The organism is Fictibacillus halophilus (genome assembly GCF_016401385.1).
GTDB classification, from domain to species: domain Bacteria; phylum Bacillota; class Bacilli; order Bacillales; family Fictibacillaceae; genus Fictibacillus; species Fictibacillus halophilus.
Genome location: NZ_JAEACF010000001.1, coordinates 2,913,548 through 2,932,563, shown reverse-complemented (window position 1 = coordinate 2,932,563; position 19,016 = coordinate 2,913,548). Strand labels below are relative to the sequence as shown.

Annotated in this window: 19 protein-coding genes; 12 read left to right on the top strand and 7 right to left on the bottom strand. The window is 41.0% G+C overall.

From position 1 onward, the window contains the following. Nucleotides 1-23: 23 nt before the first annotated feature. The 5 genes from I5J82_RS14990 (at nt 24) to I5J82_RS14970 (ending at nt 4,755) form a co-directional block, all read left to right on the top strand. Entirely contained in the window at nt 24-1,154 is a 1,131-nt protein-coding gene (locus tag I5J82_RS14990; RefSeq protein WP_198768521.1) for a spore germination protein, read from the top strand. Nucleotides 1,155-1,318: 164 nt separating this feature from the next. Continuing rightward, complete coding sequence (locus I5J82_RS14985) at nt 1,319-2,158, top strand: electron transfer flavoprotein subunit beta/FixA family protein (protein WP_198768520.1); 840 nt, start codon at nt 1,319-1,321, stop codon at nt 2,156-2,158. Then, entirely contained in the window at nt 2,148-3,173 is a 1,026-nt protein-coding gene (locus tag I5J82_RS14980; protein WP_198768519.1) for an electron transfer flavoprotein subunit alpha/FixB family protein, read from the top strand. Before I5J82_RS14985 ends, I5J82_RS14980 begins: the two co-directional genes overlap by 11 nt. After that, nucleotides 3,166-4,461: an FAD-dependent oxidoreductase gene (locus I5J82_RS14975; RefSeq protein WP_198768518.1), complete on the top strand. Its 1,296-nt coding sequence runs from the start codon at nt 3,166-3,168 to the stop codon at nt 4,459-4,461. The genes I5J82_RS14980 and I5J82_RS14975 overlap by 8 nt, the downstream gene beginning before the upstream one ends. Beyond that, on the top strand, nt 4,462-4,755 hold the full coding sequence (locus tag I5J82_RS14970) for a ferredoxin family protein (RefSeq protein WP_066398362.1): 294 nt from the start codon (nt 4,462-4,464) through the stop codon (nt 4,753-4,755). A gap of 42 nt (nt 4,756-4,797) precedes the next feature. Here I5J82_RS14970 and I5J82_RS14965 read toward each other — a convergent pair whose 3' ends face one another. Both I5J82_RS14965 and I5J82_RS14960 read right to left on the bottom strand, forming a co-directional pair. Next, nucleotides 4,798-5,085, bottom strand: coding sequence for a YesK family protein (locus tag I5J82_RS14965; protein ID WP_198768517.1), 288 nt, complete (start codon nt 5,083-5,085; stop codon nt 4,798-4,800). Nucleotides 5,086-5,113: 28 nt separating this feature from the next. Continuing rightward, nucleotides 5,114-5,377: a hypothetical protein gene (locus I5J82_RS14960; protein WP_198768516.1), complete on the bottom strand. Its 264-nt coding sequence runs from the start codon at nt 5,375-5,377 to the stop codon at nt 5,114-5,116. 225 nt (nt 5,378-5,602) lie between these two features. Here I5J82_RS14960 and I5J82_RS14955 point away from each other — a divergent pair, with 225 nt between their 5' ends. Continuing rightward, on the top strand, nt 5,603-8,038 hold the full coding sequence (locus I5J82_RS14955) for a bifunctional diguanylate cyclase/phosphodiesterase (protein WP_198768515.1): 2,436 nt from the start codon (nt 5,603-5,605) through the stop codon (nt 8,036-8,038). Nucleotides 8,039-8,133: 95 nt separating this feature from the next. Here I5J82_RS14955 and I5J82_RS14950 read toward each other — a convergent pair whose 3' ends face one another. Then, nucleotides 8,134-9,411, bottom strand: coding sequence for a helix-turn-helix transcriptional regulator (locus tag I5J82_RS14950; RefSeq protein WP_198768514.1), 1,278 nt, complete (start codon nt 9,409-9,411; stop codon nt 8,134-8,136). A 223-nt stretch (nt 9,412-9,634) separates the two neighbouring features. Between I5J82_RS14950 and I5J82_RS14945 the strand changes: the two genes are divergently transcribed. Both I5J82_RS14945 and I5J82_RS14940 read left to right on the top strand, forming a co-directional pair. Continuing rightward, nucleotides 9,635-9,793, top strand: coding sequence for a hypothetical protein (locus I5J82_RS14945; RefSeq protein ID WP_198768513.1), 159 nt, complete (start codon nt 9,635-9,637; stop codon nt 9,791-9,793). A gap of 256 nt (nt 9,794-10,049) precedes the next feature. Beyond that, on the top strand, nt 10,050-11,792 hold the full coding sequence (locus tag I5J82_RS14940; RefSeq protein WP_198768512.1) for an ABC transporter ATP-binding protein: 1,743 nt from the start codon (nt 10,050-10,052) through the stop codon (nt 11,790-11,792). 44 nt (nt 11,793-11,836) lie between these two features. On the opposite strand, the gene I5J82_RS14935 is transcribed toward I5J82_RS14940, so the two are convergent. From I5J82_RS14935 to pssA, 3 genes are all read right to left on the bottom strand, one after another. Next, nucleotides 11,837-12,607, bottom strand: coding sequence for a DUF2628 domain-containing protein (locus tag I5J82_RS14935; RefSeq protein ID WP_198768511.1), 771 nt, complete (start codon nt 12,605-12,607; stop codon nt 11,837-11,839). Between the two features lie 215 nt (nt 12,608-12,822). Continuing rightward, a complete protein-coding gene (locus I5J82_RS14930) occupies nt 12,823-13,179 on the bottom strand; it encodes a hypothetical protein (protein WP_198768510.1) in 357 nt (118 codons plus the stop codon). 144 nt (nt 13,180-13,323) lie between these two features. Continuing rightward, nucleotides 13,324-14,049, bottom strand: a complete 726-nt coding sequence (gene pssA / locus I5J82_RS14925; RefSeq protein WP_198768509.1) for a CDP-diacylglycerol--serine O-phosphatidyltransferase — start codon at nt 14,047-14,049, stop codon at nt 13,324-13,326. 415 nt (nt 14,050-14,464) lie between these two features. On the opposite strand from pssA, the gene I5J82_RS14920 reads away from it, so the two are divergent. Further along, entirely contained in the window at nt 14,465-15,607 is a 1,143-nt protein-coding gene (locus I5J82_RS14920) for a glycerate kinase (protein WP_198768508.1), read from the top strand. 116 nt (nt 15,608-15,723) lie between these two features. On the opposite strand, the gene I5J82_RS14915 is transcribed toward I5J82_RS14920, so the two are convergent. Then, a complete protein-coding gene (locus I5J82_RS14915) occupies nt 15,724-16,038 on the bottom strand; it encodes a hypothetical protein (RefSeq protein ID WP_198768507.1) in 315 nt (104 codons plus the stop codon). Nucleotides 16,039-16,143: 105 nt separating this feature from the next. Between I5J82_RS14915 and I5J82_RS14910 the strand changes: the two genes are divergently transcribed. The 3 genes from I5J82_RS14910 to I5J82_RS14900 all read left to right on the top strand — a co-directional run bounded on the left by I5J82_RS14910 (nt 16,144) and on the right by I5J82_RS14900 (nt 18,966). Beyond that, nucleotides 16,144-16,911, top strand: a complete 768-nt coding sequence (locus I5J82_RS14910) for a LamB/YcsF family protein (RefSeq protein WP_198768506.1) — start codon at nt 16,144-16,146, stop codon at nt 16,909-16,911. Between the two features lie 386 nt (nt 16,912-17,297). Continuing rightward, nucleotides 17,298-18,260 carry a helix-turn-helix transcriptional regulator gene (locus tag I5J82_RS14905; protein WP_198768505.1) on the top strand — a complete coding sequence of 321 codons (963 nt, stop codon included), beginning with the start codon at nt 17,298-17,300 and terminating at the stop codon, nt 18,258-18,260. Nucleotides 18,261-18,336: 76 nt separating this feature from the next. Then, on the top strand, nt 18,337-18,966 hold the full coding sequence (locus I5J82_RS14900; protein ID WP_198768504.1) for a type 1 glutamine amidotransferase family protein: 630 nt from the start codon (nt 18,337-18,339) through the stop codon (nt 18,964-18,966). Nucleotides 18,967-19,016 lie beyond the last annotated feature (50 nt).

Sequence of the window (19,016 nt, the reverse complement as noted above, 5' to 3'; positions counted from 1 at the left end):
TTTGAAATGAGGTGTGGTATTCATTGAGTAAAAACATAGAGAGATTGTTGGAAAAATTAATTGAACAAAATGAACAACAGAATTCGAAATTACCCGAACGTGCTTTAGAGGAAGCAACGAGCGAACGGACTGTATTCGGTCAAGAGATTGGCATGACTGAATCATTGGAAACTAACACGAAAATCCTTAAACATATGGTAAACGGGGCGCCTTTAAAAATTGTAAATTATATCATTGGCAGAGATGCAAAGACCAATGTAAAAGTGTTTTATATTGAGGGAAAAGTAGATACAACCACGTTGAAGCGTGTCATGAAAAAAATCTCTTTACTAGAAATAGACTATATGTTTAATGCAGAAGTGATAGCAGATGAATTAAAGGTTAAAGGTTCGGGATTGTTTCCTACGACGAAGTTTACAGAACGGTTTGAAACAATCGCTTCTGATCTCATGCAAGGTAAAGTAGTGATTATAGCGGACCACACCCCTTATGCATTAGTTGCACCATTACTATTTTGGGAATTGTTTCAAACGGAAAACGAGTATACGACTAGTTACGGTTCCTTTGCAAATCGTTTGATGAGAATGTTTGGGTTTTTGGTAACTGTATTTTTACCTAGTATCTATGTAGCCGTGGAAAGGTTTCATTCGGGGAGTATTGAATCCGAAGTCATTAATGGGTGGTTTCACGGTAAAGAGGTACTGGGTGCGTTTTGGGAAATGGCATTTATCTTATTTATTCTAAGGATAACGTTCGATGTTTCTTTGCATATCTATAAAAGTTTAACGATTATGATCACCGTATTAGCCACGTTGGTAGTCGGTGAACATGCATTAACCATCCATTTGATCAGCCCTGCTGGATTAGTAGTTGCGGGATTAAATCAGTTGTGTGTGTTCTTAGTCCTTGTAAAAGGCATCGTTCCGCTATCAACGACTCTTCGGTGGTTGATGTTAATCGTTGCTTACTTCCTTGGTTTTAGTGGATTAATCGTAGCTTTTACACTATTTTTTTTATGGGCAACCTATTTAAAACCTTATGGAATTCCCTATTTAACACCCATTTTACCTTTCCGTCCAAGGGAATTAAAAGACGTTTTATGGCGTGGGAATCTAAAAACAATTATTAATAGCAAGCATTCTTTTAGGGAATAAAAATTATTCAACCAAACGGGAGCATTTCTTCAGAAGGAGAAGTGCTCTTTTTAATTATGTATAGAAATCCGTCATGTATTAAACAAGCCCTCCATATAGTAGTAATAATCATCATACAAGTGGCTTCTTATGTGAGATATGCCTGTGATTAGAGGAGGGGTCGAATGCTTCATATTGTGGCTTGCATCAAGCAGGTACCGGATACGAAGATCATCAAGATGAACCCGAAGACGAATACGATGGACCGCGCAAGTGCGCCTGCGATACTCAATCCATATGACGCCCATGCGGTCGAAGAAGCGGTGCGTCTAAAAAAGAGATACGGAGGAACGGTTTCGGTGCTGACGATGGGTCCTCCACCAGCCGTAAAAGCAATCAAAAAATGCATCGAGATCGGGGCAGATGAAGGTTACATGATCTCGGACCGAGCGTTTGCCGGTGCGGATACGCTTGCGACGAGCTACGCACTCACGAAAGCAATAGAGAAAATCTCGCAAATTAAGCCGGTCGACCTGATCATCTGCGGAAAGATGACGATTGACGGAGATACGGGACAAGTTGGACCAGGAATCGCACGCCGGTTAGACATGCCTCCGCTCACTTCTGTCAACAAGGTAAAGGAGATCAACGTCGAGGAAGGGTATGCGATCGTTCACCGAAAGCTGGAGGACGGCTATGAGGTCATCCAATCGACGATGCCTTGTTTGATGTCAGTTGAAAAAGAGATCAATGAAGTTCCGTATTCGTCGATGACGAACATGCTGAAAGCGGCTCGTTATCAGCCTGTTATCTGGGCAGTTGCGGATCTAGAGGATGTGGAGAGAACGCAGCTCGGACTCAAAGGCTCGCCGACGATCGTTTCGAAAGTTTGGGCACCCACAAAACCAAGTGGCGGTGAGATGCTAGAAGGGGATGCAGCTCAGCAGACGGAACAGCTGCTGGATCTTTTATTGAAGAAGAAAGAGCTTTTTGCGGTGAAGGGAGGGTCTGGCGTTGAGCTTTGAGGATTATTCAGGCATTTGGGTTTTTATTGAGGTAAAAGACGGTGAGGTCGTTCCGGTTTCGCTTGAGTTGTTAGGCGCGGGTAAGGAACTCGCAGACAAACGTGGCACCGAGCTTGCTGGCGTATTGATCGGAGAGAACGTCACACATCTCGCCGATACGCTTTATGAATACGGAGCGGACACGGTCTATGTGTATGATGACACCATTTTTAAAAACTATCGAACCGAGTCTTATATGAAAGCACTATTGGAATGCTGTCAAAAGTATAAGCCTGAAGTCATTTTATATGGTGCGACATCGACCGGTAAAGACTTAGCGAGCGCTGTTGCGACGGACCTTCCAACAGGACTCACCGCAGACTCTACGATTTTAGATATAGAAGAAGACACAGGATTGCTGCTTGCGAGCCGACCAGCGTTTGGCGGTAACATCATGGCAACAATTCTTTGTAAGAAGTATAGACCTCAGATGGCGACGGTCCGTCCAAAAGTGATGAAAGCACTCTCGCCTGAACCTGGCCGAACAGGACAATTAATAGAAGAAACAGCTTCTATAAAAGAAGAAGACATTCGAACGAAGGTGCTCGAGATTGTTCAGTTCACGACGCAGAAGGTTCGTATTGATGAAGCGGATATTGTTGTTGCTGGTGGAAAAGGGCTAGGCAGTGAGAAGGGATTCCAGGTTGTTCATGATCTCGCTGAAACCCTAGGAGGAGCGGTTGGTGCGAGCCGTGATGTTGTTGAAGCGGGCTGGGTTGAGCACCATCACCAAGTCGGACAGACAGGATTAACGGTTACGCCAAAAATCTATTTTGCGATCGGCATTTCTGGTGCTATTCAACACATTGTAGGGATGCAGAACTCTGGACTGATCATCGCAATCAACAAGGATCCGGAAGCTCCGATCTTCCAATCGAGTCATTATGGCATTGTTGGCGATGCCTTTGAGATCGTGCCGCTTCTGATCCAACAGTTTAAACAAGCGTTTAACCAGGAGGTGGTGGATCATGTCTGAAAAGTTTGATGTAATCGTTGTTGGTGCGGGTCCTGCCGGCATTTCCTGTGCGTATGAACTGGCGAAAGCTGGCGTGAACGTATTACTCATCGAACGCGGAGAGTATCCGGGCTCAAAGAACGTTATGGGCGGTGTACTTTATCGCAAAATGATGGAGGACGTGATCCCAGAGTTCTGGAAAGAAGCGCCGCTCGAGCGACCGATCGTTGAGCAGCGATTCATGATGATGGACAAAGAATCTGCGGTAACCGTCGGATACAAGGGGATGGAATGGGGACAGGAGCCGTACAACAACTTTACGGTACTGCGGGCAAAGTTCGATCAATGGTTTGCGGGGAAAGCCGTTGAGCAGGGAGCTCTTTTGGTGAACGAAACCGTTGTTCTAGAGTGTATCGTGGAAAACGGTAAAGTAGTTGGAGTACGAACAGATCGACCTGATGGTGATCTGTATGCGGACGTTGTCGTGCTGGCAGATGGCGTGAATTCGTTGTTAGCCAAGTCACTCGGCTTCCACAAAGAGTTCAGGCCAGATGAAGTAGCGCTCGCCACAATGGAAATCATCAAGCTCGACAAAAAGACGATCGAGGACCGATTCAATCTAGAAGAGAACCAAGGAACGACGATCGAGCTGTTTGGTGATGCAACAAAAGGAATTCTCGGCACAGGATTTCTCTATACGAACAAAGACACACTGAGCTTAGGCGTCGGTTCACTTCTATCTGGCTTAATTAAGCATAAAATAAAACCATATGAGCTCTTGGAATATGTGAAGAATCATCCGATGATCCGCCCTTATATTGCGGGCGGCGAACCTGTCGAGTATTTGGCGCACATGATTCCAGAAGGTGGCTACAAATCGATGCCAAAAGTAGCCGGGAACGGGGTGCTCGTTGTTGGTGATGCCGCCCAGCTCGTGAATGCCATCCACCGGGAAGGATCAAACCTTGCCATGAAGTCCGGTCAGTTCGCAGCTGAAGCGGTTCTCCTCGCAAAAGAACGCGACGACTATTCGGAAGCTACACTCAATCATTATAAAACGCGTTTGATGAGCAGTTTTGTCGGTCAGGATATGAAAAAGTATAAAGATTCGACGCATCACTTTGATAAGTTTCCTCAGTATTTTGATAAGTACATTCCGATGGTGAACAAGGCGGCGAGCCAGATGTTTACGGTCGATGGCTCATCAAAATGGGAGAAACAGAAGAAAATTTGGCGTGATGTAGGAACGGCTGGAGAGAAATTCAAACTAGCTCGTGACGCGTACCGGGCGTGGAAGGTGATGAAGTAAATGAGCGAAAGAAAGTGTCAGAGCATCGAAGAAAAACAGTATCTCGTTCGTTTTAACGCAGACACAAAGTCACATCTCACCGTTATGGATGCCGATGTGTGTTTGAACCACTGTCCTGATAAAATCTGCACGATTTTCTGTCCGGCAGAAGTGTATAAGTGGGAAGAGATTCGGATGCACGTAGGATACGAGGGCTGTCACGAGTGCGGAAGCTGCCGAATCGGGTGTCCGCATCAAAACATCAAGTGGGAATATCCAAAAGGCGGGCATGGGATTGTGTTTCGTTTGGGGTAAAACGGCTGGAAAAGGTGAGGATGACCTGGGGTTTGAGCCAGGTTATCCTTTTTTTGTGTTTGGAATGACGGTGATTCTTTTTGTAGCAAGGAAATAAGCGGCAACTCCATAACAAAGTAAGAAAAACGCCAGGACTCCATAACCTGCTCCTTCAAAACCACGAATGAACTCTAAACTTACATAAAGAATGGCAAAGGAGCTAATCACCGTTCCTATACTAGGTAAAAGCTTGATGAACAAAGAGACGTTCTTTTTTCTTAGCCACCATGTAAGAAAGAGGACGATTACGCCTGGAACCATGCTAATAAGAAAAGGCATTCCAAAAAACATGATGAATTCCTCCTGTTACTCTACTTGTTTAAGGTTTTGACCAGAAGATATGCATGCCTAGATAAAAGAGAGCGGCAAAGCTTATGAATCCAAAAACGAGAGTTGTAGCTATCCGTTTTGATAATCCTTTTTTCGCGTAAAAAGCCAATAACAAAGATAAGACGATAAAAGTGAAAAAAATAGGAAACATATAGTCCGCAATGAATTGACTATATGCAGCCAGAATGATTGGAGATCCTGCGATTAATAAAAAAAGAATTGAAAGTATACCAGCATTTCTTTTTAACACCATAAAACCACTCCTTATAATCAAGTTTAACTTTTATTTCCAGTATCCTTTTATTATACATAATTTTCCTTTTAAAGTATGCAATAACAATCTAGAGCTACAGGGTAATCTATAGAGTTAAACAACTGTTTAAAAATATTATGATTACCTCTCTTAATACGGTAAATATTTTACCGATATAGAATAAGTAAAGTATTTTTGATTCATATACAAGGAGAGTTTCTATAAATGGACGCCGTTACTAGTACATATCATATTCCGCTTGTCTCTCTATCTATCATTATTGCAGTAATTGCTTCTTATGCTGCGCTGGATTTAGGGATACAGGTACAAAAAACAAAATCATACGCACGGTACATTTGGATGATCTCGGGAGCTTTTGCGATGGGGATGGGCATTTGGGCCATGCATTTCGTGGCGATGCTTGCTTTTCACTTATCCATCAACGTCACCTACCATGTGACGCTCGTAATCGTTTCGATCATTCCAGCAATAATTTCATCAGGAATTGCTCTCTTTATCATCAGCCGCCCTGTTATGGGGAGGAAGCAGGTATTGTTAGGAGCTCTTTTTATGGCGACGGGTATTGTTTCCATGCACTACACTGGCATGGAAGCGATGAAGATGAACGCTGAAATAGAGTACAATCCGTTTTTGTGGACGCTCTCGGCGATCATTGCGTTTGTCGCATCCGTCGTAGCACTGTACTTACTATCCTTTGTCAGCCAAAACTATAAAACAAGTAAAATATGGCTCGTGAAGTTAGGAAGTGCGGTGCTCATGGGTATCGCCATTTCCGGAATGCATTATACGGGGATGTCGGCAGCCACTTATAAAGCACATCAACATCACGCTGATCTAACAGCAACGCCATTTAACAGTACCCTTTTAGCTTATGCGATTGGAATTGTAATCCTCATATTGTTAGGGATGGTGTTCATCAGCACATTCATCGATCGAAGGTTTGAGTATCAGTCGATCCTATCAGAAAGAAAGTTTCGCTCTGTTATTGAGTCTGCCAACGATTCTATTATTCTGTCAGATCGAACAGGAACCATCATTTCGTGGAATAAAGGAGCAGAGCTGATTTTTGGTTTTACCGAAAAGGAAGCTTTAGGAAAAAATCTTGAGATCATTATACCGGACAAATTTAGAAAAGCGCATAAACAAGGAATGGAACGTTATCTTTTATCTGGAGAACCAAAAGTGATTGGCAACACGGTTGAGTTAGAAGGACTTCGAAAGGATGGAAGTGAGTTTCCGATCGAACTGTCGCTCGCAGCATGGCAGGAAGATGAAAATGTTTATTTTAGCAGCATCATCCGTGACATTACGGAGCGAAAAAGAAACGAGAAAAAAATTAATCAAATGGTCTACCGTGATCCTTTGACAGGTCTGCCGAATCGACTTCTGTTGAACGACCGTCTTTCTCAAGCGCTTGAACTGGCGGATGAAAATAAGCAGACGATCGGCATCATGTTCATCGACCTCGATCGATTCAAGTATATTAACGATACGCTTGGACATGCAGTCGGCGACCAGCTTTTGATTGAAATAGCCAAGCGCATTCAATCATGTGTAGGAAAGAACGACACCGTCTGCCGTCAGGGCGGGGACGAATTTATTGTACTCATACCAAATACAACGGCAGATGAAGTCTCAAAAATAGCACAGCAAATTGTAGATCTTTTTAGCAGTTCCGTTATGGTTAATGAGCAAGAGCTCTTTGTGACGCCGTCGATTGGAATTGCAATGTACCCAGGTGATGGACGCGATATTGAAACGTTGATTAAGAATGCGGACACAGCAATGTACCGTGTAAAGGAACAAGGGAAGAACAACTTTCAATTTTATACACCTGAGATGAATGAGGCTGTTACTAAAAAAATGAAGCTTGAGATCGGTCTCCGAAAGGCATTGGAGCGTGATGAGTTCCAAATTGTGTATCAGCCTCAAATCGATGTGGAAACAGGCGGAATCATTGGAGTTGAAGCTCTTTTACGCTGGCATCATCCGGAATGGGGTACCATCTCACCGGCTGAGTTTATTCCGATCGCCGAAGAAACAGGACTGATTCTACAGATCGGAGAATGGGTGCTTCACGGCGCTTGTCTACAAAATAAAGAATGGCAAAACGCAGGATATGCACCGTTACGGATGGCAGTCAACATTTCCTCACGTCAGTTTCAGCAGAGTGACCTGGTTGAGCGGGTGAGTAGAATCCTGAGAGAAACAGGGCTTGATGCTCAATATCTAGAGCTTGAGCTGACGGAAAGTATTATACAAGATTCGAAGTATGCTGTGGCGAAAATGCAGTTGCTGAAAGAGATGGGGATTCACTTATCAATTGATGATTTTGGAACAGGCTATTCGTCATTAAGCTATCTGAAGACATTCCCGATTCATACGTTGAAAATTGATCAAAGCTTTACACGTAATATCTATGCGGATCCGAAAGACGCATCGCTTGTAGAAACGATAATCGCGATGGCTCATAACTTGGATTTGAAGGTAATAGCTGAAGGGGTAGAGACAGAAGAACAGCTTCAGTTTCTGCAGCAAAAGCAATGTAATGAGGCGCAAGGATACTTCTTCAGCCGACCGATTTCAGCGGAGGAGTTAGTAGTTATTCTTCAGGAGCGATCGGTGAGTGAAGTGTGCTGATTAACCGGAAAAACAAACAAAAAACCCCATCTCACACAAATTGAGATGGGGTTTTTTGTTTTTTATTATTTATCGTGCATAGATACAAACACTTACTAAATGTAAGTGACACCTAAATCATACATATTTCTCATGGCTTCCATCGCAAAATTATAATACATGCTCGCCTGTTTATATTTCTGTTGATTCTCAAAGTATTTTCCAAGTAGCGGATAATATTCTGCTAAAAAGATCCATTCGTTCCTCTTTTTTAAATAAGGAATCATTTCTTTTATCATGAATTGAACGGTCGATTCTTTAAGCTCACCGTGGGTAAATAGTTCTTTGTAATAAAGAAAATGAAGTTCATAACCTTTATAAATAGGGTTATCTTTTACCTCTTTCATCCAAGTGTTTAGTAACTGTAAGCCTTTTTCTGGTTGATTCGTTTTTTCGTAACTTTTAATCAGAGCATGGATCGTCATAATTTTTGAAACAAGTGGTTCATTTTCTTTCGCTTTTAAACTTCGAGCATACTGTTCAATCGCTTTTTCCTTTTCCCCTTTATGATTAGCAATACTGCCTAAATTGTGATAAATAATTCCTTTGAGGGGTTCATCCCCAAACGAGTTAGCAATGGTTTCAGCTAGAAGTAGTTGCTTTATGGATTCGTCAAAGTTTTTAATCCTCGTATGTACGATTGAAAGTATAATCCTACAATCTGCACACCTTTTAAAGAAATACGTTTTTTCAAATATGGTAAGAGCCAATTGGGTGTATTCTAAAGCAATGATGTTTTTAAACAACTGATTTGCTGTAAGGCCAACCATATAAAGCAAATAGCCTCTTTCCCATTCCTGAAAACGGTGTTCTTCTAACAGTTTTTCAGCTTTTAACACATAATTATGAGAGTCTTCGAATTCTTCTATATAAAAACTGAGTTGTGATCGAGCTAAAAAATAGTAAAACGCCTTTTCTCCTTTAATCACATCATCAATGTAAGCAACTTCATCTAACATCTCAGGAACTCCATGTATTTCCTGGGTTGTCATCATAATGTACATGCTCTTAAATATTTTATTCAGAATATCTTCTTCAACGGATTGTGATGGTAAATCAATTAGATTATCATATTTTTGCTTTGCTGTTGGATAATCTCTCATATATAAAGAATAGAAAAGATCTACATAGTTTTGCATGATACTTTTTTCGTTTTTTGCATGTAACTTAATGCCTAACCGTTCTGCTAAATGTTGCTGTATTTCCTCTGAAGGTTCAGTGACTCCATTTTCAATCTTACTTAAATAAGGTACAGAACATATCCCGGCAGCGAGTTCTTGCTGGGATAAGTTTTTGACTCTTCGGAAATATCGAATCTTCTCCCCTAAGTTCATATTTGTTACCCCGCCTTTGTTCACGTAATAGATTTACATTTATTAGGTATAATCTCACGCTATAAATTTTCCCTTCTATAAATATACCTGAACTTTAACTGTAAGAGGAAACTAGTCTTAAATTATTGCGATCTATCGACTAAATCCCTTCATGTTTCCCAATTTTTTTACCGAAATAGTTAGGTATAATTAACTATAGAAACTAACGACTAGGGTGAAAGCTATGACTATTGAAAGAGGCGATCTTGTAACCTATCACGATGAATTGCACAAAGTACTCCACGTGTATTCTTCGGACTTCCTTGAGATCAGAAAAGTGAATGAACCTTACGTACCTCGTGTGATTTTGGTTCATAAATCAGAAGTAACTGTTCAACTATAATTTACGTTTACCTACAGATAATAAAGTCTCAGGAGTAGTACGTTGACTACCTTATGAGTCTTTTTTTGTTGATTAAATAAAGTGTCAGAATTTTTAAAAATAATTTATAATAATAGTACTAATCTTGAAGGAGGAAGGTAACATGAGAAAAATGACTACTCAAACTGTCCAAACATATAAGGGTGGAACACGTTCTTAACTTATAGACGGTGTGTCCCCTTATGTGTGCCTTGTAAAAAACACAAAGGGGTAAATCATGCATTTTCCAATCAAACGTTTTTTCTCCTATTACAGACCGTATTTGCCGTTGTTTGTAACGGTATTAATTACTGCGTTTATTGTTTCGGGTATAACGCTCGTTCTTCCGCTGCTTGTTCGGTATATAACCAAGGATGTTTTGGAAGGGGACTTGTCTGTTGCCCTTCATAAAGTTTACTGGATCGGCGGAATCATGCTCGCTTTAGTTGTTATTCAGAATCTCGGAACCTACTTTGTCGATTATAAAGGCCATGAAGTTGGTGCTCGAATGGAAAGTGATATTCGCAGTGAGTTGTTTCAGCATCTGCAAAAACTTTCTTTTAGCTTTTACGATAAAGAAAAGACGGGCCAACTCATGTCTCGGGTAACGAACGACTTATTCTTACTAGCTGAACTGTACCACCACGGTCCAGAAGATTACGTTAAATATTTCGTAAGGTTTGTAGGAGCATTTGTTATCTTGTTTTTTATTAATGTTCCTCTAACGCTTGCGGTGTTTTTGTTTCTGCCAGTCATTGGTTTTCTCTCGCTCTATTTTAACAAGAAAGAAAATGAAGCACTGCGGCGAAATAAGGAGCGAATCGCAGATATCAATGCTCAGCTTGAAGATACACTTTCAGGCATTCGTGTCGTAAAAACATTTGCGAACGAACAGGTGGAAATTCATAAGTTTAACAGAGAAAATCTCCGTTTTTTAGAAAGTCGTAGGAACACGTATAAGGTAGAAGCAACCTTTTATAACAGCATACAAATCTTAATCCAGCTTATTACGATTACCGTTGTTGTGTTCGGAAGTGCCAGTATCGTCAACCAAACGTTGGATTTAGCTGATCTGATCACATTTTTATTATATGTCGGCTATATGGTGGAGCCCATACAGCGTTTGACTCATATGAGCACACAGTTTCAAGAAGGCATTACAGGCTTTCAGCGTTTTATGGAGATCATGAACCTGAAGCCAGACGTCGAAAGTCAAAAAGATGCCGTGAAACTTTCAGAGGTCGAAGGAGAAATTTTGATTAACAAAGTTAGCTTTCGATACGAATCGCATTTGGCTCCTGTGTTTTCGAATCTTTCTCTGCATATAAAGCCAGGAGAGTACGTTGCGCTAGTGGGGCCATCTGGTGCGGGAAAGACAACACTTTGCTCGCTCATCCCTCGCTTTTATGATGTGACAGAGGGGAAAGTGCAGCTTGATGGTGTGGACATACGGAAGCTTGATTTAAACGATTTGAGAAATGAAATTGGTGTTGTTCAACAGGATGTTTATTTGTTCGCGGGAACAGTGATGGAGAATGTCCGCTACGGAAATAGTGAAGCGACAGATGAAGAAGTGGTGGCAGCTGCAAAACAGGCAAATGCTCACGATTTCATTATGGATTTACCTAATGGGTATCACTCTGACATCGGTCAACGAGGAGTCAAGCTTTCTGGTGGTCAGAAGCAACGGCTAAGTATTGCGCGCGTATTCTTGAAGAATCCGTCTATCCTGATTCTGGATGAAGCGACGAGTGCGCTGGATAATGAATCTGAGGGAGTTATAAAGGAATCACTAGAGTCTTTAGCAAAAGGAAGGACAACGATTGTAATTGCTCACCGCCTTTCAACGATTCGCAACGCTGAACGAATTATTGTCCTAACGAACGAAGGAATTGTGGAGGAAGGAACGCACGATGCATTGCTTAGCCGCAATGGAGCGTATGCGCAGCTTTACAATAAGCAGTTTGAGTTACAATATTAGATGCAACTAACAAAAGTCTCCCGATTGATAGGGAGACTTTTCGTTTACCATGAATTTTCTTCAATATATAGCTCATAATCCATTGAATCTTCTTCGTTCAGTTTTTTACCGTTAATAAAGATTTGATTCCATTCATACATATACTTGTCGAAGTAAACATAAAAGACGATTCTCACATCTTCTTTCTCGGTGTAATCGTAGCCAGTAAACTCCACAACATGGTGACGACCATCTTGTTTAATATAGTTCCACTGAGGATTGTCCGTGTAAGCTTCTAATGTATCTGCCTCTCCGTTTATTCGTACTACATTTTTTATATTCGTTTCTGTTGGTATGAAAGATAGACCGAAATCCAATGCAAAAAATAATGCAAACAAAAGGGCATGTAAACCGAGCATAATGCCAACATGCGTTCCGCCCTTAGTTTGGATATAAGATTCTTGAACGGAGTCAGGTAAAGCACTAGCTTGTTTCAATACGGTGTTCGTATGATTAAAATACCAGCGATTTCCGAAAAAACCAACGATTATGGATATAATTCCGTAAAAGAATAGGTCAAGCCATGCAGTAAGGTCTATAAAATAAAAGGGTACCGCCCAGAGCAATTGAAGACCTGCAATAATAAAGAAAGGTTTATACATCTTTCGATAAGCGAGCCAAAACGTTGAAAAGAGAAAGGCAAGCCAGTTCCAAGTGCTTTTAGTTGACGGGTTCTCAACAGATCTCCATTTTAAGTCGTAATACGCAATGTTTTTCTGAACAACTTGATGTTGTTCCTGAAATGAGGTAGTGTCCTCTTGGTGTGCTTCGTTCATCGTGATTCTCCTCTTTATATCGTCCTTGTTTCATTTCCTTATTTTTCTACTATACCTTTATTATGTAAGTCCGTCTGCACTTATTTTTGAAAAAAGACATAATAAAAATGAACTGGTTTTTGATCCACTTCATTGGTTCGTTTCTTATGTAGTTTGATTTTCTATGTACACTGTTTCACAATCTGTAGCAAAAAGAAAAGCTAGGGTGAATCGAGTCATGCTTCTCTTTGTAGGGCAGGCTTTTCAATCGTACTTAGCAGATCTTCGCGTGCTTTTTGGCTTAGCTCGTTAGAGTATTCGATCGCTTCATAGATGGATGTAAAGTGTTGCGACGCGTAATAAGGCGACTTATAACAATGTATCACCTTTGTTTGTGAAGGATAGATGAGCACCTTCCAGTGGTAAACATTTCGTTGCTTTTCACTGCCTTCCATCGCGATGAGCCAATGTGTGGAGCTTTCAAGTGCAGCGTCGTCTTCTTGAGCTTTATTCTTTAGAGCGGCCCGATCATTCTCACCGATTAAAATAGGCACCTTTTCATAAAACTCCCTAAGGTTTGGGTAGTTGTTCATACCATCTCTCCTCTCAAACATGATTTGTCCATTTCACAAAGTACATGTTTCGCTTATTGTGACATTATATGAAGGGAGAGGGGAAAAGATGATTCAAAAATAAAACCAGACGCTATGTTTTTTAGCATCTGGTAGGTAGGTTCTTTAGAAGCGTCTTCTTTTGTTCCGACGAGGTCGGCGAGGTCGTCGAATTTTGATTTCTTTTACTTTTATAAAACGAACCCCAATAAATAAGAAGTACGTGGCAAGCGCGACATAAAAGAAGATCGGTACGCTTTCGAATTTGTTCTTTGCCAGTAAGTAAAACATATAGAACAAAAATAGCGAGATAATTGTACCGTATCGCGGCATCGGTATATCCTTGAAACTCGGAATCTTAATCGTGCTCACCATTAATAAGCCGAGTCCGTAAAAAAGAAGAACAAATATCCATAGTGGAATCCATTTTACAAAAAAGACTAAGAATACAACAATTCCACCTGCTAATGGAATCGGGATCCCTTTAAAATATTTCATCGATTCTTCGGCAGCCGTAATGTTAAAACGCGCTAGGCGGTATGCGCCGAATAACGGAAACAACCCTGCAAACAGAAAGCCCCACATTCCTAGATGAGCAAAATAGGTATTCGCTACAAAATAAGCGGGTGCTACACCAAAGGAGACAACATCCGCAAGGGAATCGAGTTCCTTGCCAAGGTTTCCTGAGACCCCTAAAATCCGAGCTGCTCTTCCGTCGACCGCATCCAGCATCATCGCAATAAAAATGAGGATGGCTGCGTTTCGAATATCTCCGTTTGAAACGTAACCGATGGAAAGAAACCCACAGAATAAATTTCCTAAAGTTAATAAGTTTGGAATATGCTTTTTCATTGTTCACGTCCTTAAAAAATACTCTTCTCTATATAATAGATGATTTTATTGGAAAAAGTTATGTTTTTTTGGTTAAGTGAGTAGTTTAACATATTTTTCGGTAGTTATACGAGGTATGTATTTTTGAGAAGTCCTATCTTATCTTTTTGACAGAGTGTTTTTTAAGTATGGTTAGAAATAAAGGCCAGGTATGCGTAATTCGTGATGATGTGTGTGTATAAGACGCATACTTGTGCGGAATCTGAGTCGAATTGTGTGAGTCAAATGTCGAATTGATTGAAAACGCCCTCAATATGTGTGAACGTGTAATAAATATAAAAACACGTACCGTAAATCAAAGGAAGATGAAGGTTTAGGAATCCTCATATTGAAATGAACAGAGGTAGAAAGTTTAAATGAGAAGTAGGTGGACGCAATGAAAATTGTCATCGCTCCTGATTCATTCAAAGAGAGTATGACAGCGACTGAGGTCTGTAGAGCAGTGGAAGCTGGTTTTAAAAAGACATTTCCCCACGCAGAATATGTGAACGTGCCTGTAGGGGACGGTGGAGAAGGAACGGTTACATCGGTTGTTGATGCGACAGGGGGCGTTATGGTTGAGCTCCAGGCGACAGGTCCGCTCGGTGAAAAAGTGGATGCGTTTTACGGAGTGACAGGTGACGGGAAGACCGCAGTAATTGAGATGGCTGCCGCCTCCGGTCTGCATCTTGTGCCGAGTGAGCTGCGAAATCCATGTGTGACGACATCACGCGGGACAGGTGAACTGATTTTAGATGCGTTGGATCGCGGAATAGAACGAATCGTGCTCGGACTTGGTGGATCTGCAACAAACGACGGCGGTGCTGGAATGGCTTCTGCACTCGGTGTAAAATTTTTGAATGTGAACGGCGATGAGTTGCCTGCAGGCGGGGAAGCGCTCAGCGAGCTGTTAAGCATCGATGTATCTGGATTAGATGCTAGGCTGCAGTCGGTGAAAGTGGATGTGGCATGCGATGTGACCAATCCGCTAACAGGACCACTCGGTGCATCCGCTGTTTTTGGACCGCAAAAAGGTGCAACGCCAGAGATGGTAGGTATTTTAGATGATAGTTTAAAAAGATACGCTGAAGTGGTGGAGCGGAATCTTGGTGTAGCAGTGGATGAATTGCCTGGAGCTGGTGCTGCTGGTGGCCTTGGTGCTGGAGTCGTGGCATTTTTAGATGGAAAGCTGCAAAGCGGAATCGATCTCGTACTGGACGTAATTGGTTTTGAAGATGCGGTTCGCGGCGCGCATCTTGTGATTGTTGGAGAAGGGAGGATCGATTCTCAGACGATACATGGAAAAGCGCCTGTCGGTGTAGCGAAACGATCGAAGACTGTTGTGGAACATGTACCGGTTGTTGCTATTGCTGGAAGCATTGGTCCTGATTATGAAGCAGTGTATGATTACGGAATTGATGCTGTGTTTAGTGTTATGAATAGTGTTGTGACGTTGGAGGAAGCTTTGTTGCATGGAGCTCAAAATGTGGAAAAAACAGCGGAGAACATTGCACGATTGATATATTTGAAAATAAATTAGCCCCTTGCTCTCAAGAGGCTTTCCATTTTTTTAGGATTTGAGAATTTTGAAATTGATTTAGAAATGCACAATCGAGGACTTTTTGTGAAGTAATCTACACGACATGATATGAGGGGTTAATGCTTTTGTTTTTGCATGACTTTTAATAACCCAATTACATCATCATTTTGGCTAACGATCCGATCGACAGTTGCTTTTACATCTTTTACATCTGTTTCAAATGTATCCAGTCTAGTTACAATCTGTTGTTGGCCAGTTTCTAGATTTGTTACCTTATTATCTAAATTGTTTACCTTCTTATCTAAATTAGAAACTTTGTTATCCAAATCAGACACTTTATTATCTAAATTAAAAACTTTGTTATCTAAATCAGACACTTTGTTATCAATGCTGAGTAATTTTACTAAGATTTCATTCAGTACTTTTTCCAAATGTCTCACCTCCTTCATTAGTCTTCCTAAACATTTTACAATATATAAAACTTGTCGTACAGTTGGGTAAATTAAACACATGTTTAAAAAGTGGGAGGTCTTTTCATGAGTATTATTGATATTAACTGCGATATGGGCGAGAGTTTTGGAGCTTACCAACTTGGAACTGACGAAGAGATTTTAAAATACATAACATCAGCAAACATCGCATGCGGTTTTCATGCGGGAGATCCTGCAACGATGAGGAAAACGGTGAAACTAGCACTAGAGCATGAAGTTGGAATCGGTGTTCATCCGGGTTTGCCTGATCTGGCAGGTTTCGGCCGTAGAAACATGGACATCTCTCCTCAAGAAGCATATGAGATGGTGGTTTATCAAATCGGCTCGTTATGGGGATTCGTACAGGCTGAAGGCGGAAAAATTCAGCACGTGAAACCACATGGCGCACTTTATAACATGGCAGCGGTGAATCGTGAATTGTCTGAAGCGATTGCCGAAGCGGTTTACAAAGTGAATCCTGAGCTTATTTTATTCGGACTTGCGGGAAGCGAACTCGTTAAAGCGGGTGAAAAGGCTGGCTTGCGCACAGCATCGGAAGTTTTCGCTGACCGCACATACCAGCAAGATCGCACGCTTACTTCACGCAAGTTGCCACATGCGGTGATTACGGATGACGATCGAGCTGTTGCACAAGTGATACGCATGGCAAAAGAGGGAAAAGTGATGACGCAGCAAGATATTGATGTAGATATTCAGGCAGATACAGTCTGCATTCACGGTGACGGAGCTCATGCGCTAAGTTTTGCGAAGAAAATCAGACAAACGTTAGAGGATTCAGGGATCTCTGTTCGTAAAATCGGAGAAAGTATATAAATTAGAGTGAAGTTAGCTCAAAGGGATGTCCCTTTGGGCTTTTTTTGTGAGTGGTGGAAGTAGATTTCTTTTTTTATGAATCTACAAATTCAGAAGGAATCTATTTAGAACCTTCAGCGCTTGCTGGTTTTTATAAGCTAAAATCTTTTGTCGAATTGCGAAACAAAACGCTCATCACCTTCTCTGGGCGACTTGTGGAAGCATGGTACCTATTGAGGTTAGGAATAACAAACATCCTATCTGATAATTTGCTAGAGGAATTATATGCTTTTAAAAATGAATCATCGTAAGATTGTGTAAAAACCTCAATTAAATTACAATTTCACCCTTTTTTATGAGCTATACTAGAGTTTGGATGTATTTATACTAAGATGTGGAGTTTTTTTATGCCTAAAATAGACAATATGCTAGCCGTTTTATGGATGCTTCGGTCAGGTGAAAAAGTCACTGCTCAACAAATATCAGAGAAGTTAGAGCTTAATATTAGGACGGTGTATCGGTATATTGATACCCTTTCAACAAGTGGTGTACCTATCATTTCAGATTCTGGACATAACGGTGGATACTCTTTATTGAACCATTTTATAGAGGCTCCTCTTCTCTTTGATATTGAGGAGCAAACGTCACTGTTTCACGCAGCTGTTTTTGCAAGTGAAGCGGGCTATTATGGAGGTGAAGCACTAAATAGGGCGGTATCCAAACTAGGTAGATACTCAAATCCAGAGCAGGAAACAAAGAGAAACCAACATTTATCTAGCCTTGAAGTAATCAGTCAACTACGATCATCCTCTGTAGAATCTACGTTAAAAGAGTTGGAGACTTCAGTAGCGGAGGGGAACTCCGTAAAGATTACTTACCAAAATAATAAAGAGAACCAATCGAGTGATAGATTGATCGATCCGTACAGAATCATCTATTGGAATAGGAAATGGTATGTGATTGGCTTTTGTCATCTAAGGAAGGAAGTACGTAGTTTTAGAGTAGACCGAATTGAGAGGTTCCTCTTAACCGAAGACAGGTTTATACGGCCAAAAGATTTTTCAGCTTCTGACTTTTTTATGAAGAACCTGCTGCCAACTCATCAAGATAAAGATGAGATCACAACTTTAGTTATAAATGGAAATACAAAGACCATAAGAGACATATGTCAACATTGGTTTTTAGGACATTATTTACAGAGTCAGTCATCCAATCAAGCAACCTTTCTTTTGGAAAAGGATATCTTACATACATATGTTCCTCATTTACTTTTACCGTACGGTAGATCTATTCAAGTGATTGAGCCAGTTAGTCTAAAGAAAAGGCTGATTGAAGTACTTTCAGATCTAATAAACTTTCATCAAGTTTGATAACTTCCCTGACGTTAGCTGTCAGGGAAGTTATTTTATAATGAGCTATATTACATGTGATGAGGAGAGTTATTAGATGGAAACAAGAAGCGTTTATCTCTATGTTTTTAACACAATGTCTGACTGGGAGTATGGTTACTTGATTGCGGAACTACGTACAGGGAGGTACTTTAAAAAAGATATATCACCTTTAAACGTAGTAACTGTAGGGGCTGATAAAGAGATGATCACTACGATGGGTGGGCTGCGTATACAACCAGATATCTCAATAGATGAATGTACCATCCTGACTAATGATCTTTTACTTTTACCTGGGGGGAATACGTGGGGAGAAGTTATTCATCAACCTATCATGGAAAAAACGAGGGACGCTTTAAAGCAGGGTACGATTGTTGCTGCAATTTGTGGTGCGACAGTGGCACTTGCGAATAAGGGATACCTAGATACGAGAAAGCATACGAGTAATGACTTAGGCTACTTAAAAATGGTTTGTCCGAATTATGAAGGAGAAAATTTATATGAGGTGGGACCTGCAGTAACTGATGAGAATTTGGTTACGGCATCAGGAGTAGCTCCTCTCGAATTTGCGAGGGAAGTGATTAAAAGATTAGATGTATTTGCACCAGATACTTTACATTCATGGTACAAGCTCAATAAGACTCAAGAGCCTGAAAACTTTTTTCAGCTAATGAACTCTATGGAATAGATAAGTTTGAGAGATTACAAGGAAAGCTCAAGATTCCTCATGCCATCGCA

Bases quoted from the DNA above. Each gene is read 5' to 3' on its own strand.
- I5J82_RS14985 (WP_198768520.1), top strand. From the start codon at position 1,319: ATGCTTCATATTGTGGCTTGCATCAAGCAGGTACCGGATACGAAGATC.
- I5J82_RS14975 (WP_198768518.1), top strand. From the start codon at position 3,166: ATGTCTGAAAAGTTTGATGTAATCGTTGTTGGTGCGGGTCCTGCCGGC.
- I5J82_RS14970 (WP_066398362.1), top strand. From the start codon at position 4,462: ATGAGCGAAAGAAAGTGTCAGAGCATCGAAGAAAAACAGTATCTCGTT.
- I5J82_RS14965 (WP_198768517.1), bottom strand. From the start codon at position 5,085: ATGTTTTTTGGAATGCCTTTTCTTATTAGCATGGTTCCAGGCGTAATC.
- I5J82_RS14960 (WP_198768516.1), bottom strand. From the start codon at position 5,377: ATGGTGTTAAAAAGAAATGCTGGTATACTTTCAATTCTTTTTTTATTA.
- I5J82_RS14955 (WP_198768515.1), top strand. From the start codon at position 5,603: ATGGACGCCGTTACTAGTACATATCATATTCCGCTTGTCTCTCTATCT.
- I5J82_RS14950 (WP_198768514.1), bottom strand. From the start codon at position 9,411: ATGAACTTAGGGGAGAAGATTCGATATTTCCGAAGAGTCAAAAACTTA.
- I5J82_RS14945 (WP_198768513.1), top strand. From the start codon at position 9,635: ATGACTATTGAAAGAGGCGATCTTGTAACCTATCACGATGAATTGCAC.
- I5J82_RS14940 (WP_198768512.1), top strand. From the start codon at position 10,050: ATGCATTTTCCAATCAAACGTTTTTTCTCCTATTACAGACCGTATTTG.
- I5J82_RS14935 (WP_198768511.1), bottom strand. From the start codon at position 12,607: ATGAACGAAGCACACCAAGAGGACACTACCTCATTTCAGGAACAACAT.
- I5J82_RS14930 (WP_198768510.1), bottom strand. From the start codon at position 13,179: ATGAACAACTACCCAAACCTTAGGGAGTTTTATGAAAAGGTGCCTATT.
- pssA (WP_198768509.1), bottom strand. From the start codon at position 14,049: ATGAAAAAGCATATTCCAAACTTATTAACTTTAGGAAATTTATTCTGT.
- I5J82_RS14920 (WP_198768508.1), top strand. From the start codon at position 14,465: ATGAAAATTGTCATCGCTCCTGATTCATTCAAAGAGAGTATGACAGCG.
- I5J82_RS14910 (WP_198768506.1), top strand. From the start codon at position 16,144: ATGAGTATTATTGATATTAACTGCGATATGGGCGAGAGTTTTGGAGCT.
- I5J82_RS14905 (WP_198768505.1), top strand. From the start codon at position 17,298: ATGCCTAAAATAGACAATATGCTAGCCGTTTTATGGATGCTTCGGTCA.
- I5J82_RS14900 (WP_198768504.1), top strand. From the start codon at position 18,337: ATGGAAACAAGAAGCGTTTATCTCTATGTTTTTAACACAATGTCTGAC.